The organism is Streptomyces sp. CA2R106 (assembly GCF_037034245.1).
In the GTDB taxonomy this organism is placed as follows: domain Bacteria; phylum Actinomycetota; class Actinomycetes; order Streptomycetales; family Streptomycetaceae; genus Actinacidiphila.
Genome location: NZ_JBAGKC010000005.1, coordinates 80,468 through 94,919 on the forward strand (window position 1 = coordinate 80,468; position 14,452 = coordinate 94,919).

General features: G+C 73.8%; 14 protein-coding genes. 8 read left to right on the top strand and 6 right to left on the bottom strand.

The features are described from left to right. Window positions 1–32 precede the first annotated feature (32 nt). The gene (locus WA788_RS09770; RefSeq protein WP_335974371.1) at window positions 33–1,202 is read left to right on the top strand and encodes a DUF3500 domain-containing protein; all 1,170 of its coding nucleotides are present in this window, start codon (window positions 33–35) and stop codon (window positions 1,200–1,202) included. A 9-nt stretch (window positions 1,203–1,211) separates the two neighbouring features. Then, window positions 1,212–2,069 (top strand): fumarylacetoacetate hydrolase family protein, encoded by an 858-nt coding sequence (locus tag WA788_RS09775; protein ID WP_335974373.1) that lies wholly within the window; start codon window positions 1,212–1,214, stop codon window positions 2,067–2,069. Between the two features lie 23 nt (window positions 2,070–2,092). On the opposite strand, the gene WA788_RS09780 is transcribed toward WA788_RS09775, so the two are convergent. Further along, window positions 2,093–3,034, bottom strand: a complete 942-nt coding sequence (locus tag WA788_RS09780; protein WP_335974376.1) for an SDR family oxidoreductase — start codon at window positions 3,032–3,034, stop codon at window positions 2,093–2,095. 234 nt (window positions 3,035–3,268) lie between these two features. Here WA788_RS09780 and WA788_RS09785 point away from each other — a divergent pair, with 234 nt between their 5' ends. Continuing rightward, on the top strand, window positions 3,269–4,111 hold the full coding sequence (locus tag WA788_RS09785) for a helix-turn-helix transcriptional regulator (RefSeq protein ID WP_335974381.1): 843 nt from the start codon (window positions 3,269–3,271) through the stop codon (window positions 4,109–4,111). 54 nt (window positions 4,112–4,165) lie between these two features. Here WA788_RS09785 and WA788_RS09790 read toward each other — a convergent pair whose 3' ends face one another. Then, window positions 4,166–5,059: a LysR family transcriptional regulator gene (locus tag WA788_RS09790; protein ID WP_335974385.1), complete on the bottom strand. Its 894-nt coding sequence runs from the start codon at window positions 5,057–5,059 to the stop codon at window positions 4,166–4,168. A gap of 145 nt (window positions 5,060–5,204) precedes the next feature. On the opposite strand from WA788_RS09790, the gene WA788_RS09795 reads away from it, so the two are divergent. From WA788_RS09795 to WA788_RS09815, 5 genes are all read left to right on the top strand, one after another. Next, window positions 5,205–5,957, top strand: coding sequence for an amino acid ABC transporter ATP-binding protein (locus WA788_RS09795; RefSeq protein ID WP_335974389.1), 753 nt, complete (start codon window positions 5,205–5,207; stop codon window positions 5,955–5,957). Between the two features lie 205 nt (window positions 5,958–6,162). Further along, window positions 6,163–7,137, top strand: coding sequence for a glutamate ABC transporter substrate-binding protein (locus WA788_RS09800; protein ID WP_335974392.1), 975 nt, complete (start codon window positions 6,163–6,165; stop codon window positions 7,135–7,137). Between the two features lie 4 nt (window positions 7,138–7,141). Next, entirely contained in the window at window positions 7,142–7,789 is a 648-nt protein-coding gene (locus WA788_RS09805) for an amino acid ABC transporter permease (protein ID WP_335974396.1), read from the top strand. Next, window positions 7,786–8,784 (top strand): amino acid ABC transporter permease, encoded by a 999-nt coding sequence (locus WA788_RS09810; RefSeq protein ID WP_335974400.1) that lies wholly within the window; start codon window positions 7,786–7,788, stop codon window positions 8,782–8,784. The genes WA788_RS09805 and WA788_RS09810 overlap by 4 nt, the downstream gene beginning before the upstream one ends. A 301-nt stretch (window positions 8,785–9,085) precedes the next feature. Further along, a complete protein-coding gene (locus tag WA788_RS09815) occupies window positions 9,086–9,826 on the top strand; it encodes a class II glutamine amidotransferase (RefSeq protein ID WP_335974403.1) in 741 nt (246 codons plus the stop codon). A gap of 91 nt (window positions 9,827–9,917) precedes the next feature. Here WA788_RS09815 and WA788_RS09820 read toward each other — a convergent pair whose 3' ends face one another. From WA788_RS09820 to WA788_RS09835, 4 genes are all read right to left on the bottom strand, one after another. After that, window positions 9,918–10,235 (bottom strand): hypothetical protein, encoded by a 318-nt coding sequence (locus WA788_RS09820; protein WP_335974406.1) that lies wholly within the window; start codon window positions 10,233–10,235, stop codon window positions 9,918–9,920. A gap of 83 nt (window positions 10,236–10,318) precedes the next feature. Continuing rightward, complete coding sequence (locus WA788_RS09825) at window positions 10,319–11,668, bottom strand: protoporphyrinogen/coproporphyrinogen oxidase (RefSeq protein ID WP_335974410.1); 1,350 nt, start codon at window positions 11,666–11,668, stop codon at window positions 10,319–10,321. Next, window positions 11,665–13,299, bottom strand: coding sequence for a class I adenylate-forming enzyme family protein (locus WA788_RS09830; protein WP_335974414.1), 1,635 nt, complete (start codon window positions 13,297–13,299; stop codon window positions 11,665–11,667). Before WA788_RS09830 ends, WA788_RS09825 begins: the two co-directional genes overlap by 4 nt. Further along, window positions 13,296–14,360 carry a UbiA family prenyltransferase gene (locus WA788_RS09835; RefSeq protein ID WP_335974416.1) on the bottom strand — a complete coding sequence of 355 codons (1,065 nt, stop codon included), beginning with the start codon at window positions 14,358–14,360 and terminating at the stop codon, window positions 13,296–13,298. Before WA788_RS09835 ends, WA788_RS09830 begins: the two co-directional genes overlap by 4 nt. Window positions 14,361–14,452 lie beyond the last annotated feature (92 nt).

Below are 14,452 nucleotides of genomic sequence, written 5' to 3' on the forward strand. Positions count from 1 at the left end.
AGGCGCGACCGAGGCAGGGGTGGGGAGCGGAGATGTCTGAGGTGTACGAGGCGCCCGAGGTGATCCGCCGGATGCTGGTGAACACCACCGCGCTGCTGAACTGCCTGAGTCCGGAGCAGCGCGCGCAGGCGTGGTTCCCGTTGGACAGCCCGCACCGCAAGGACTGGGACTTCGTGCCGAAGCCGGACCGGACCGGGGTCCCGCTGGCGGTGCTGGACCGCCATCAACGGGCCCTGGCACACTCCTTGTTGAGCGCCGGGCTGAGCACGCGCGGCTACTCGATGGCGTTGTCCGTCATGGCGATGGAGAACGTGCTGCGCGAGGTGGGGGCGCACCGGTTCGGGGTCGCGGCCGCGGACATGCGCAACCCGGACCTGTACTTCTTCTCGTTCTTCGGCCGCCCCAGCCACGAGGACACCTGGGGCTGGCGGGTGGTCGGCCACCACCTGTCGCTGAACTACACCATCGTCGACGAGCGCTTCCTGTCCGTCACCCCCTGCAACATGGGCAGCCAGCCGGCGTCCGCCGGCGTCATCGCCCCGCTCCAGGACGACGACCGGCTCGGCTTCGACCTGCTGCACGCCCTGTCGCCGCGGCAGCGGTCCACGGCGGTGATCCACCATGTCGCGCCGGCGGACTTCGTCACCCGGCAGGTGCCGCTCATCGGCAAGGTGGAGTATCCCGACTACTGGGACCTCGGCATCCCCTCGTACGTGATCACCGACGAGGACCGGGAGGCGCTGAAGTTCGAGAAGGACACCCCGCGCGGCATCGCGGTCAGCGACCTGGCGCCGGAACAGGCCGAGGTGTTCTGGTCCCTGGCGGCGAACCACCTGCACCGCATGCCGGCGGCCGTCGCCGAACGGCAGCTGGAGCGGCTGCGGGACGAGGGCGCGGACAACATCTTCTTCTGCTGGGCCGGCGGGGACCGGCAGGGGACGTCGCACTACTACCGGATTCAGAGCCAGCGCCTGCTCTTCGAGTTCGACAACGCCATCGACAACGGCAACCACATCCACTCGATGTGGCGGGACTACCGGAACGACTTCGGGCACGAGCTGCTCCTCGACCACTACGAGCGGGAGCGGCTGACCGGGCACCATCTGCGGACCCGGCTGACCTCCTCCGTTCCGGACGACGAGGATGCCCGGCGCGACACCGGCGGTACCCGGCCGGTGGGACCGAGTTCGCACACCACTTGAGGAGTTCCCTTGATTCTCTGCTTCTTCGACGGCGGCCGGCTCGGCGTCGTGGCCGGCGGCCGGGTGGCCGAGGTGCCCGAGTCGCTGGTGCCGGGCACGACCCGGCCGCAGGACCGCCTGGCCGCACTGATCGAGAGCTACGACGAGGTGCGCGACCGGCTGGCCGCGCTGCCCGGGGACGCCTCGCCCGCGCTGGCCGAGGTCGTACTCGAGGCGCCGGTCCCGTCCCCGCAGCAGCTGCTGTGCGCGGTGAAGAACTACGCCGACGACCGGCAGGGCGTGGCGGCGGACTTCTTCCTGAAGTCGCCGCTGTCGATCACCGGGACCGGTACGACGGTGACGCTGCCGCCGATCGAGGCACGGGTCTTCCACCACGAACCGGAACTGGCGGTCGTCATCGGCCGGGGCGGCCGCGACATCGGCGCCGCCGACGCGATGGGCCACGTCTTCGGCTACACCGGGTTCCTCGACCTGTCGGCGCGCGATGTCGGGCAGACCTACTACGTGAAGAAGTCGCTGGGCGGCTTCGGCCCGATGGGCCCCTTCCTGGTCACCGCCGACGCCGTCCCGGACCCGCACGACCTGGTGGTCGAGCTGTCGGTGAACGGCGAGGTGCGGCAGCGCTACTCGACCGGGCAGATGGCCAACCGGATCGACCGGCTCATCGAGGTGGCGTCCTCGGTCTCCGGCCTCGCCCCCGGCGACGTCATCGCCACCGGCACGCACCACATCGGCATGGGCCCGGTGCAGCACGGCGACCGCGTGACGCTGGCCATCGAGCGGATCGGCGAGCTGACCGTCGACATCGCGGACCCGCTGCGCCGCGTGTGGGACTCCGCCGGGCGGCGGCTGGACCCCGCGGTGTAGCGCGGGCGGCCCGGCCCGGCCGGTCAGTCCTCGAAGCGGACCCCGGTGAGGTCCTCGGACAGCTGCCACAGGCGCTGCGCGTCGGCGGTGCCGCGCAGCCGGGAGTAGGGCGGGTGCTCGGCGGGGCGGCCGCCGAGCTGGCCGGGGCCGGCCGGGCCGTAGAAGCCGCCGGGCTTCGCGTCGGGGGAGGTCGCCGCGTACAGCGCGGGGAGCTGGGCGGTCTCGACGGTGCCGACGACGATGCCGCGCGCGGACAGGGCGCGGATGACGCGTACGCCCAGGGTGTCCTTGGCGCGGCCGACCTCGGGGCGGGCCGCGAGGAGGCTGGTGGGGGCGACGCCGGGGTGGGAGAGGTTGCTGCTGACGCCCCAGCCGCCGGCGTCGCTGCGCCGCTGGAGTTCGAGCCCGAAGAGGCCGAGGGCGATCTTCGAGTGGCTGTAGGCGCGCATGCCGTCGTAGGACCGTTCCCAGTCCGGGTCGTCCCAGTTCACGGAGTTGCGGTTCGCGGCCACGCTGACCTGCGAGGTCACCCGCGCGTGCCCGGCGCGCAGCAGGGGCAGCAGGTGGGCGGTCAGGGCGAAGTGGCCCAGGTGGTTGGTGCCGAACTGCAGCTCGTGGCCGTCGGCGGTGGTCTGCCGCTCCGGCGGGGTCATGACGCCGGCGTTGTTGACCAGGAGGTGGACGGGCCGGCCCTCCTCGCGCAGGGCCGCGCCGAGCGCGCCGACGGAGGCGAGCGAGGACAGGTCGAGGGTGCGCAGCGAGACCTGCGCGGCGGGGAGCTGCCGGCGGATCTCGGCGAGCGCCGCCTCGCCCTTGCGCGGGTTGCGGACCGGCAGGACGACCTCCGCGCCGGCTGCGGCGAGGCGGGTGGCGATGCCCAGTCCGATGCCGTCGCTGGCGCCGGTGACGACGGCGAGCTTTCCGGTCTGGTCGGGAACGGTGATGTCGATGGTCCTGCGCGGCATGTGGTCTCTCCCTGGTGGCGTCCTCTGCTGCCCACTGTGGCAACGATCGGCGGCGCCTTTCAGGGACTGCCGATCCGATGTTCCGCGGGGCGGGGGCCGCCGGGTGGGTCCGCGAAGGGGGGATCGGCGATCAGTGGATGGGGGCGGCCGGGGGCGTTAGAAAGGAGGGAGCCGCGCGGGACGCGGGCCACCGGGTGGGCCCGGTCGGCGGGTCCGGCGGGTGGGAGGAGAGCCGTGGAGATCGACCGGAGCGGGCTGGCCGCCTTCCTGCGCCGCCGCCGGGAGCTGCTGCAACCCGAGGACGTGGGCCTGCCGCGCGGGCAGCGCCGCCGGACCCGCGGGCTGCGCCGCGAGGAGGTCGCCGCGCTCTGCCACATGTCGGCCGACTACTACTCCCGGCTGGAGCGGGAGTGCGGCCCCCAGCCGTCGGAGCAGATGGCCGCCTCGATCGCCCAGGGCCTGCACCTGTCGCCGGCCGAACGCGACCACCTCTTCCGCCTCGCCGGCCACGCCCCGCCGGTCCGCGGCGCGGCGGGCGGGCACGTCGGCCCCGGCCTGCTGCGGGTCCTGGACCGCCTGGACGACACCCCCGCGGAGATCGTCACCGAGCTCGGGGAGACCCTGCGGCAGAGCCCGCTGGGCGTCGCCCTCACCGGCGACTCGACCCGCTACTCCGGCCCGGAGCGCAGCTTCGGCTTCCGGTGGTTCACCGACCCGGGCACCCGCGCGATGTACGTACCCGAGGACCACGCGCTGCTCTCCCGGGCGTTCGCGTCCGGGCTGCGCGAGATCGCCGCACTGCGCGGCCCGGGGTCCCGCGCGGACCGGTACGCCGAGCTGCTCCGGGCGCGCAGCGCGGAGTTCCGCGAGCTGTGGGAGCGGCACGAGGTCGGGGTCCGCCTGCACCGCGTGAAGCGCTTCGTCCACCCCGAGGTCGGCACGCTGGAGCTGAACTGCCAGACGCTGCTGGACCCGGACCAGTCGCACCGGCTGCTCGTCTACACCGCCGAGCCCGGCAGCGAGAGCCACGACAAGCTGCGGCTGCTGGCGCTCACCGCGCCCCGCGCCGCCGTCTGACCGCGCCGCCCGGAACGCCCCCGGGCTCCCCCGGGATGTCGCGTGCGGGCGGTGTCAGTACGCCCGGGCGGCCGCGCGGATCGCCCGCAGGACGGTCGCGACCGCCGCCACGTCCGCCATGTCCGGCCACAGCAGCGCGTACGTGCGGCGCAACGGCCAGTCCCGCAGCGGGCGGTGGACGAGCGACGGGACGACCGGGCCGCGCAGCGCCATCTCGCCCATCAGGGTGATGCCCAGCCCGGCGGCCACCAGCGCCTGGATGGCGTGCGCGTCGTCGACGGTCGCGCTGATCTGCGGCTGGAACCCCGCACTGGTGCAGGCCGCGGCGAACCGGTCCCGGTGGCTCTCCATCACCCAGCGCTGGTCGGCCAGTTCGTCCAGGCCGATCGCCGGGCGGTCGGCGAGCGGGTGGTCCTCGCGCATCACCACGCAGCGCCGGTCGGTCATCAACGGGACGCGCAGCATGGCCGATTCGCCCTCGGGGGTGTCCTCGTTCTCCCAGTTGCACAGCAGGCCGAGGTCGGCCTCGCCGGTACGGATGAGGCGGCGGGCCTCGACGGGTTCGGCCTGGGTGACGGTGACCCGCACATCGGGGTGGCCGGCCGCCAGCGAGGTGATCACCTGCGGCAGCAGCGTCAGACAGCTGCTCTGGAAGGCGACCATGCGCACCAGCCCGCCGCCCCTGGCCACCAGGGAGGCGATGTCCTGGTCGGCGGCGCGCAGCACCGAGAAGATCGTGTCGGCGTGCCGGACCAGGCTCTCCCCGGTCGGCGTCAGTTGCAGCCCGCGCCCGACGCGGGTGAACAGCGGTGTGCCGACGGACTGTTGCAGCCGCCGCATCTGGTAGCTGACCGCGGGCTGGGTGAAGCCGAGGGAGGAGGCGGCGGCGGTGTAGGAGCCCGTGCGCGCGATCTCGGCCAGCACCTCCAACTGGCGTACGTCCAACATCCGCAAAGGATAAGCGTCATTGATGGAGAGGTGAAAAAACTCTCGTTGGACCCGGCGGCCGGCGTCCGCTGCAATAGAGGCCGCGAACCCGCGGAGCCCCGGAACCGTCGTTTCGGGCCCGCTTCCCGGCCCCCAGGAGTTCCCCGTGAGCGCGTCCGCCGAACCGCTGGTGAGGATCGCCGGAGTCAACAAGCACTTCGGCCGCACCCAGGTACTGCACGATATCGACCTGGATGTCGCGGCCGGTGAAGTCGTCGTGGTGATCGGCCCTTCCGGGTCCGGGAAATCGACGCTCTGCCGCTGCGTCAACCGGCTGGAGACGATCACGTCGGGCACCATCGCCATCGACGGCGTGCCGCTGCCGGCCGAGGGGCGGCGGCTGGCGGAGCTGCGCGCGGACGCGGGGATGGTCTTCCAGTCCTTCAACCTCTTCGCCCACCTGACGGCGCTGCAGAACGTGGTGCTGGCGCCGGTCAAGGTGCGCAGGCGGGCGCGGGCCGACGCGGAGCGCGCGGGCCGGCAGCTGCTGGCGCGGGTCGGGCTGGCCGACAAGGCGGACGCCTACCCCGCCGAACTCTCCGGCGGCCAGCAGCAGCGCGTCGCGATCGCCCGGGCGCTGGCGATGGACCCGAAGGTGCTGCTCTTCGACGAGCCGACGTCCGCGCTCGACCCGGAGATGATCCAGGAGGTGCTGGAGGTCCTGGTCGAGCTGGCCGCCGAGGGCATGACGATGATCGTGGTCACCCACGAGATGGGCTTCGCCCGCAAGGCCGCCGACCGCGTGGTGTTCATGGACGGCGGCCGGATTCTGGAGGTCTCGCCGCCCGCCGAGTTCTTCACCTCCCCCCGCCACGAACGCGCCGCCGACTTCCTCGCGAAGGTGCTGCACCACGTATAGCCGCCGCCCCCAGCCGTCCACAAGCCACCCCCAAGTCACCCCCGGCCGCCCCGGCTCCGCATTCCGCACCAGCCGAATACTCCGCCCGCAGAATATTCCGACCACCGAACACTTCCGCCCCCGAACCGTCGAAACGGACTTTCCGCGCGCCCCTTTTCGGGGCTTTACCGGCGTCCTTTTCCGGTTTCCGTCCTTCAGGAGAGCCATGAATGTCCACCGAACGGCGTTCCGCCGCGCCCGCACGGGCAGCGGCCTCGCCACCGGCCTGATCGCCGCGACCGCGCTCGTCGTGAGCGGCTGCTCCAGCAGCTCCGGCAGCTCCTCGGCGGTGCCCGGCGCGCCCGGCGCGAAGAGCGGCTCGGCCGCCGCCTCGGCGAGCAAGACGGTCGACGCCCTGATCGCCGCCGAGCAGCCCGCCGACGCGTCACTGCTGCCCAGCGGCTCCACCGCGGCGAAGATCAAGGCCAAGGGCACCCTGGTCGTCGGCGGCACCCAGACCGCGGCGCTCTTCTCCCTGCTCGACCCCACCACCGGCAAGGTGGACGGCTTCGACGCGGCCATGTCCGAACTGCTGGCGAAGTACATCATCGGCAAGCCGTCCACGAAACTGGTGAACGTCACCTCCGCCACCCGCGAGGCACTGCTGAGGAGCCACCAGGTGGACACGGTCTTCGCCACCTACACCATCACGCCCGAGCGGGAGAAGTCCGTCGCCTTCGCCGGGCCCTACTACCAGGACGGCCTGGCCATCGAGGTGAAGAAGTCCACCTCCGGCATCGAGTCGGCCGCCGACCTCGCGGGCAAAACGGTGGTCACCGAGTCCGGCTCCACCGCCGCCGCAGCGGTCAAGAAGGCCGCGCCCACCGCCAAGGTGCAGCTCTTCGACACCAACACCGAGTGCCTCCAGGCCCTCCAGCAGGGCCGGGCCGACGCCTACGTCCTGGACCAGGGCATCCTGGCCGGCAACGCGTCGACCAACTCCGATGTCAAGGTGTCCTCCAGCACCTTCAGCCAGGAGCCCTACGGCATCGGACTCCCCCTCGACCAGCCGGACTTCAAGGTCTTCGTCAACAACTGGCTGAAGAAGGTCGAGGCCGACGGCACCTGGGCGAAGGTCTGGAAGGCCACCGTCGGCACCCAGGTCCCCGGCGACGCCCCGACCCCGCCGACAGTCAGCTGACGCCATGGACGTCATCACATCCCACCTGGGCGTCTTCGGCCGCGGTCTGCTGGTCTCCCTCGAACTGAGCGGCAGCACCTTCCTGTTCGCGGGGGTGCTCGGGCTGCTGCTGGCCTGCTGCCGGATCAGCCCGGTGCTCCCGCTGCGCCTGCTGGGCCGGGCCTATGTCGCGGTCCTGCGCAGCGTGCCGCTACTGGTGCTGCTGACGCTGTTCGTGTTCGGGCTGCCCGAGATCGGCATGGTCTACTCGCTGTTCTGGACCGCGGTCACGGCGATGAGCCTGTACTGGGCCGCGTTCTTCTGCGAGGCGGTCAGGTCGGGTGTGCGGTCGGTGCCGGCCGGCCAGATCGAGGCGGGACGGGCGCTGGGCCTGTCCTTCTTCCAGGTGCTGCGGCTGGTCGTGCTGCCGCAGTCCTTCCGGTCGATGGTCCAGCCGCTCGCGTCGCTGCTCATCGCGGTGACCCTCAACTCCTCGCTGGCCTCGGCCGTCGGGGTCACCCAGGAGCTGACCGGGCAGACCGAACTCCTCGACCAGCAGTACGCGCAGCCGCTGGTGACCTTCGGCGCCGCCGCGCTGTGCTACGTGGCGATCACCCTGCTGATCGGACGGCTGGCGGCCCTCACCGAGCGGAAGCTGATGGTGGTGCGATGAAGCAGAGCGCATCCGCCTCCCCCGGGCCCGCCTCCCCCGGGCCCGCCTCTCCCGGGCCGGACCCGGCTGCCGGGCCCCGGCTGTCGCTGCGCGAGCGGCTGGCGGCATGGAGCGACGCGGACGACGGCGTCCTCTTCGACCCGCCCGGCCCGCGCGGCCGGGTCCGGATCGCCGTCGCCACCGCCCTGTCGCTGCTGGTGTGTGCCGCGCTGGTCTGGCTGGCGGTACGGCAGTTCGCCCGGCACGGCCAGCTCGACGCGGCGAAGTGGAACCTCTTCACCCAGCAGGCCGTGATCCGCTACCTGCTCAAGGGGCTGTGGGCGACCGTCAGGGTCACCCTGGTCAGCGCGGCGATCGCGGTGCCTTGCGGCGCCCTGCTCGCGCTGGGCCGGCTGGCCCGCAACCGGCCCGTGAAGTGGCTGGCCGGGCTCTACGTCGAGACGATGCGGGCGGTGCCGCTGCTCCTGCTGATCTACGCCTTCCTGTTCGGCCTGCCCAGCGCCGGGGTGCGCCTGCCGCTGTTCTGGCAGCTGGTGTGGCCGATCGTGATCACCAACGCCGCGGTGTTCGCCGAGATCTTCCGGGCCGGGGTCCGGGCGCTGCCGCGCGGCCAGACCGAGGCCGCCCACGCGCTCGGGCTCGGCTACTGGCCGGCGATGCGGCTGGTGGTGCTGCCCCAGGCCGTCCGCGCCACCGCGCCCTCGCTGATCGGCCAGCTGGTCCGCCTGCTGAAGGACAGCACGCTGGGCTACGTCGTCAGCTTCCTCGAACTGCTCAACTCCGCGAAGGTCCTGGGCGAGTACGACCACACCATCGTCCAGAGCTACCTGGTGGTCGCGGCGATGTACGTCGTCGTGAACTCGCTGCTCGCCACCGCGGCCGGGCAGTGGGAACGGCGGCTGGGCCCCGCCCGGCGGCGCAGGCGGCGGCGACGGCCCGCCGCCGGGCGCGGTTCAGCCCCTGCCGGTTCAGCACCTGCCGGTACGGCGGGCTGACCCCAAGTCCCCGGCCGGGTGGTGCGGTTCCCCGTCTTTGCACCGGAGCCCGGCCGGGCAGCGGCCGGGCGGACACGGCCCTCCCCTCGTGCACCGCCCGGCCCGCTCCTGCGGCGCCGCCCCGCCGGTTTGGCCCGCACCGCCTTCCGATCGGCCCCGCCGATCCGATCCGACCCGCGCCGCTTTCCGATCCGCACCCCGTCCTCGTTCCGCGCTGCCCGCGGCCGGGCTTCGCCGTGCCCGGACGGCCGGCCGGCGACGCCCTCCCCGAAGAGAGTTGGACCCGCAGATGTGTCGACTGATGGGCGTCGTCGCCCGCCGGCCCCAGCCGCTCGGCGACCTGTTCGCCGCGGACCTCGCCCCCTTCCTCGCACTCGCCTGCGAACACAGCCACGGCTGGGGCGCGGCCTTCCCCACCGGGCACGGCACCGTCGGATCGGTCAAGGAGCCGGTCCGCGCCGACGAGAGCGCCCGGTTCCGTTCGGTGCTGGCCGGCCGCGACTGCGACGCCGCCCTGCTGCACCTGCGGATGGCCAGCCCCCAGTTCCCGGTCACGGCCGGGAACACCCACCCGTTCGGCGACGAGCGGATGGCGTTCGTCCACAACGGCGACTTCCACCCGCCCGGCTGCCTGGACGACGTGATCGGCGCGCCCGCGCTGGGCGCGGCGGAGGGCGACACCGACAGCGAGCGCTTCTACCTGGCGGTCCGCCGCCGCATCGACGACGGGGTGCGGCCGCCCGAGGCGATCGCGGAGACCGCGGCCCTCATCCGCGGCCGGGCCGCCCGCTTCGCCAGCCTGAACTGCATGCTGCTCACCCCCGAGGCGGTGTACGCCTACACCGCGCACGACCCGCACTCCGAGGTGGTCGGCCGCCGCGGACCGGGCTACTTCGCGCTCAGCTACCGCGTCGACGACGACAAGGTCCTCGTCGCGTCCGAGGGCTGGCCGCAGGACCCGCCGCGGTGGTCGGTCCTGCCCGAAGGCCATGTCCTCGAGGTCGCCCGCGGCAGCCTCTCCGTTACGGTCCACCCCTTCTGACCGTTGACCGCTGACCGTGCCGTGCCGGGCCGGGCCGCCGGGCGCGCCGTCGTACGCGGACGAGGGGCGCCCGGCGGGAGGGGCGGGCTCGTCAGGCGGAGAAGCTGCCGACACCGGAGACGTGGGTGCCGTAGCCGGGGGCGAGGACGCCGATGCCGGAGCTGGGGAGGGTGGCGGGGATGGTGCAGAAGGGGTCGGCGTAGACCTTGATGGGCGCGTCGGTGAGGTTGTCCAGCACGTGGGCCAGCGGCGGCAGTTGCTGGCAGCCGCTCGGGTCCTGGTAGGTGTCGAGCGGCTGGACCTCGGTGGAGAAGACGACGACCTGGCCGCTCGCCGCCTGGGCGGGCGCGGACGCGAGGCCGACGACGGCGGCGGCGGCGAGTGCGGCCGCGGTGGTGATCAGACGCATGGGGGTTCCTCCGGTGGGTGGGATGTCACTGACGGGTGGGGCTTGCCGATCCGGACCGGCCGGGTGGGCCGGGTGGTGCCCGGTCACCGCGGAGTCCGGACGAGGGGGGCGGCCGTGCGCGCGGCGGCGCGGTGCACGGCCTGTTCCGCCGAGCGGACCGCGCCCTCGCTGTTGGGGCGCAGCAGCGTCCAGTCCCCGGCGTAGTCGATCGGGCCGGGCGGCCGGGCGGCGAAGCCGGCGCGCAGCCGCAGCGCGGCGGGCGTCGCCTCGGGCAGGCCGTGGCGGAAGCGGTGCACCAGGGTGCGGACGGTGGCGGCGCCGAGGCCGGGCAGGAAGCGCTCGGCCTCGGTGAGCAGGGTGCGGGTGATCTCGTGGTCGTCGGCGTCCAGCAGGCCGGGGCTGGTCCAGGGCGAGCCGAAGAGGCTGACCATGCCGCGGCCGGGCGGCACCCGCCCTTCGGCTTTGAGGTGGTCCAGCAGCAGCCCGGAGCAGATCCGGCTCTCCCCGACCGGCACGGACAGCGCGTAGCTGGGGGTGCGGGTCGGGCTGGGCAGCGGCCGGTCCAGCAGGCAGACGGCCTTGAGCATCGGCGCGAAGGTGCACGCTTCCAGGAAGGCCCGTTCCTCCGGCGGCGCGTCCGCGTACAGGGTCCGGGCGACGGGTGCGGGCACCGCCAGCACGATCTGCCGGGCGGTGAGGGTCTGCCCGTCGGCCAGGTGGAGGCGGGCCCCGCCCGGACCGGCGGGTTCGACCGCGGCCGCCGGGCTGTTCAGCCGGACCGGGACGTGCCGGGCCAGCGCGCGCGGGAGGGTGTCCATGCCGGTGGTGTAGGTGGTCCAGCTCGCGCCGGCGCCGCCGACGGAGAGCAGGGTGGCGAGCATGGGCGCGGCCGCGGAGCGCTCCGAGCGCCAGCCGAAGCAGTGGCCGGACAGCGGCTGGAGCAGGCAGTCGTGCAGGTCGGGGTGGTGGCGGGCGGCGTACTCGGCGACGGTCGCGCCCGCCGACGGTGCGAGTTCGGGCCGGTCGGGGTCGAACTCGGCGCGCTTGCGGACGAGTTGCGCGGTGAAGCGCAGCCAGGCCAGCCGGCCGGCCCACGACATGCCCGCGCCGGTGAGCAGCCCGGCCGGGTGGCCGAGGTGCGCGTGGGCGCGGCCACCGCGCCACAGCGCGAACCCGGCCCGGACCGGCACCACGTGTTCGGCCGGGACGTCGAGTTCGCGGATCAGCCGCCAAGTGGCCTGGTAGCCGTTCGCGGCGATGGTCTCCGCGCCCTCGTCGACGAGGTAGCCGTCCACGCGTGAGCTGGCCATGCGGCCGGCGACGCGCGGGCCGGCCTCGAAGACCGTCGCGGAGCGGCCCGCCTGCTGGAAGCGGTAGGCGGTGGTGAGGCCGCCGATGCCGGCGCCGACGACGGCGACGTCGAGGTCGGTCATGTCCACCTCCCCGACCCGTGGGCGGCGGCGCCGGCCAGGTAGCGGTCGCGCAGTTCGTGGCGGCGGACCTTGCCGGTGGCGGTGCGCGGCACGTCGTCCCACTCGATCACCAGCGGCGTGCCGAGCGCGGGCAGGTCGCGTACCGCCTGCCGCCAACGCTCCTCGTCCAGGGGGGCGTTGAGGACCAGCACGATCTGGGGCACGCGGTCCACGGCGCCGAGCACGACGGCCTCCTCGACCTCGGGCAGCCGGTCGTGCAGCACATCCTCCAGTTCCACGCAGCTGAGTCCGGGGATCATGTCCACCTCGCGGTCGAGCAGCAGCAGCGCGCCGCCCCGCGTGCGTACCGCGAGGTCGCCGGTGTTGAACCAGTCGCCGTGCGCCTTCTCCCGCCAGCGGTCGCCCTCGCCGAGGTAGCCGAGGCAGCGGGCCCTGGTGCGGGTCAGCACCAGGCCGGCCTGCCCGCGCGGCAGGGGCCGGAGGGTCTGCGGGTCCACCACCCGCAGGCCGACCCAACCGGGCACCGGGCGGCCGAGGTTGCGGGTGGTGGGGTGGCGCTCCGCGCGGCGGGCGAGCGCGCGGCGGGTGAGGAAGCGGAAGGTGAGCGGCCCGGTCTCGGTCTGCCCCCAGCCCTGCATCCACACCGGCCGGGCCCTACCGGTGGCGGTGAGGAAGGCCCGCACGGTGGGCGGGTGGATGGCGTCGAAGGTGGAGATGTACATGCGCACGGCGCGGAACGGGTTGTCCGGGCCGGTCGCCAGGCGCTGCCAGCGCACGTAGGTCGACGGCAGCGCCTCCAGGATCGTCGGCGGGTGGGCGCCCAGGGTGCGGCTCGCGGTGTCCGGGTCGGAGTCGGCGACGATCACGACCGCGCGGGGCCGGTGCCACAGGGTGCTGACCGTCCACGCCAGCGCGCGGCCGTGCACGAACGAGATGGCGCTCGCGACGGTGTCGGCGCGGCGCGCGGTGACCACCGGCCAGCGGCGCGCCTCGAATCCGGCGAGGCGGCGGATGAGCGTGGTGGTCGAGTGGACCACCAGCTTGGGCACGCCGGTGGTGCCTGAGGTGTGCAGGACCGCCAACGGGCCGTCGTCGGCGCGCTGTTGCGGCACGGCGGCGTCGGGACGTACGGGCAGGTCGTGGAAGGCGCGGACCTGGCGGGTGGCGGCGGGATCGGGGGCGGGGCGCCGGGAGTCGGCGCCGTGCTGGTCCAGCGTCACGGTGGCCGACGTGTGTCGGGTGAGGTCCACGCCCGCTTCCGCCGCGCCGCGCAGCACATGGTCCTGCGTGACGAGGACCGCGGGCCGCAGCCGCTCCAAAAGGGTGTCGAGGACCAGGGGTGCCAGGTGGTCGGACAGCAGCGCGGGGACCGCGCCGATCCGGGCCGCCGCGCAGGCGAGCAGCACGCAGTCCCAGTGGTTGCGCTTGACGACGGCGACGTGGTCGCCGCGGCCGGCGCCGGCGGCCGCGAGCCGGGCCGCGGTGTCGCGGACGAGGTCGGCCAGGCCGGGGATGTCCAGCCGGGTGCCCGCCTCGGGTGCCAGGTCGAGCGGGCGGCTGAGGTGGACCACGGTCGGTGAGCCGCGCCGGGCGAGGGCGTCGAAGACGACGCCGGGGTCGAGGGGTTTCACCGCCGGGTCACCGCCAGCAGCAGGTCGGCCGCGGCCATCAGCGCGGTGGCCAGGCGGTGCAGCCGGATGCCGCCGGTGCGGGCGGCCAGCACGTCGCCGCGCAGGTTGCCCTGGACCCACTGCCGGGCCCGCAGCGCCACCACGGGCGCCATGAGCACCGCGAACCACCACGGTGCGGTCCCGGTGCACGAGGGCACCACGATCAGCAGCGCCTCCAGCAGCGAAACCGCCGCGATGAAGGCGGAGTTGCCGCGTGCGGAGGCGACGGCGGCCACGGTGAGCCGGCCGACCGCGCGGTCCCCGGCCCGGTCGTTGATGTTGGAGTAGACGCCGAACAGCACCGGGCCGAGCCCGAAGACCAGCGCCTGCACCACCACGAACCCGGGGGCCCGCCCGGTCAGCAGCCCGAACAGCGGCAGCACATAGCCCCAGCCGAGCGCAGCGAGGAACAGCTCCTGGAAGCCGCGGTAGCTGAACTTCAGCCACCAGGAGTACTGGAACCCGAAGGCCACGCAGGCGGCCGTGCCGAGCACCGCCCACTTCGGCGACGCGGGCGCGGCGAGGATCGCGCCGCCCCAGAACAGCGCGCACAGCGCGACCGCCGCCGTGCCGAAGCGCAGGGCCTGCGGTTCGGTGAGGGTCCCGGCCACCAGCGGCTTGCGCGCGAGGCGGCGGGCGGCGGCGTCGGGACCGTAGTTGGCCGCGTCACTGCCGTCGCGGTAGCCGGTCACGTCGTCGAAGGCCACCATCCCGGCCACCATGGTGAGTTCGCCCAGGAAGAACAGGAGCAGCACCAGCGCGAGCCGGCCGGCGGACCCGGCGGAGGCCGCGGTCCCGTACGGGACGAACATCGCGGCGGCCAGCGGGATGCTCAGGTAGTAGTCGAGGATGTCGAGCTTGGCCAGCTTGGCGTAGGCGCGCCAGCTGCCGGGGGTGATCGGCGACGCTTCGGCGGCGGCCGGCACGGCTCTTTCCGGGACGGCCTGTTGGGGGACGGCCTGTTGGGGGACGGCTCGGTCCGTCGGCTGGGCCGCGGTGTCGAGTACGGGCGCGCGTTCCATGAGCGGGGTGGTCCTCCTGCGGTGCGGTACGACTTCGGTGCTGCTGAGTGCTGCTGGGTACTGCCGGGTGGTGCCGAGTGCTTTCGGGCGCC

Excerpts from the sequence above, each read along its gene's own strand:
- WA788_RS09800 (WP_335974392.1), top strand. The coding sequence starts at position 6,163 with ATGAATGTCCACCGAACGGCGTTCCGCCGCGCCCGCACGGGCAGCGGC.
- WA788_RS09780 (WP_335974376.1), bottom strand. The coding sequence starts at position 3,034 with ATGCCGCGCAGGACCATCGACATCACCGTTCCCGACCAGACCGGAAAG.
- WA788_RS09835 (WP_335974416.1), bottom strand. The coding sequence starts at position 14,360 with ATGGAACGCGCGCCCGTACTCGACACCGCGGCCCAGCCGACGGACCGA.
- WA788_RS09825 (WP_335974410.1), bottom strand. The coding sequence starts at position 11,668 with ATGACCGACCTCGACGTCGCCGTCGTCGGCGCCGGCATCGGCGGCCTC.
- WA788_RS09770 (WP_335974371.1), top strand. The coding sequence starts at position 33 with ATGTCTGAGGTGTACGAGGCGCCCGAGGTGATCCGCCGGATGCTGGTG.
- WA788_RS09805 (WP_335974396.1), top strand. The coding sequence starts at position 7,142 with ATGGACGTCATCACATCCCACCTGGGCGTCTTCGGCCGCGGTCTGCTG.
- WA788_RS09790 (WP_335974385.1), bottom strand. The coding sequence starts at position 5,059 with ATGTTGGACGTACGCCAGTTGGAGGTGCTGGCCGAGATCGCGCGCACG.
- WA788_RS09815 (WP_335974403.1), top strand. The coding sequence starts at position 9,086 with ATGGGCGTCGTCGCCCGCCGGCCCCAGCCGCTCGGCGACCTGTTCGCC.
- WA788_RS09810 (WP_335974400.1), top strand. The coding sequence starts at position 7,786 with ATGAAGCAGAGCGCATCCGCCTCCCCCGGGCCCGCCTCCCCCGGGCCC.
- WA788_RS09820 (WP_335974406.1), bottom strand. The coding sequence starts at position 10,235 with ATGCGTCTGATCACCACCGCGGCCGCACTCGCCGCCGCCGCCGTCGTC.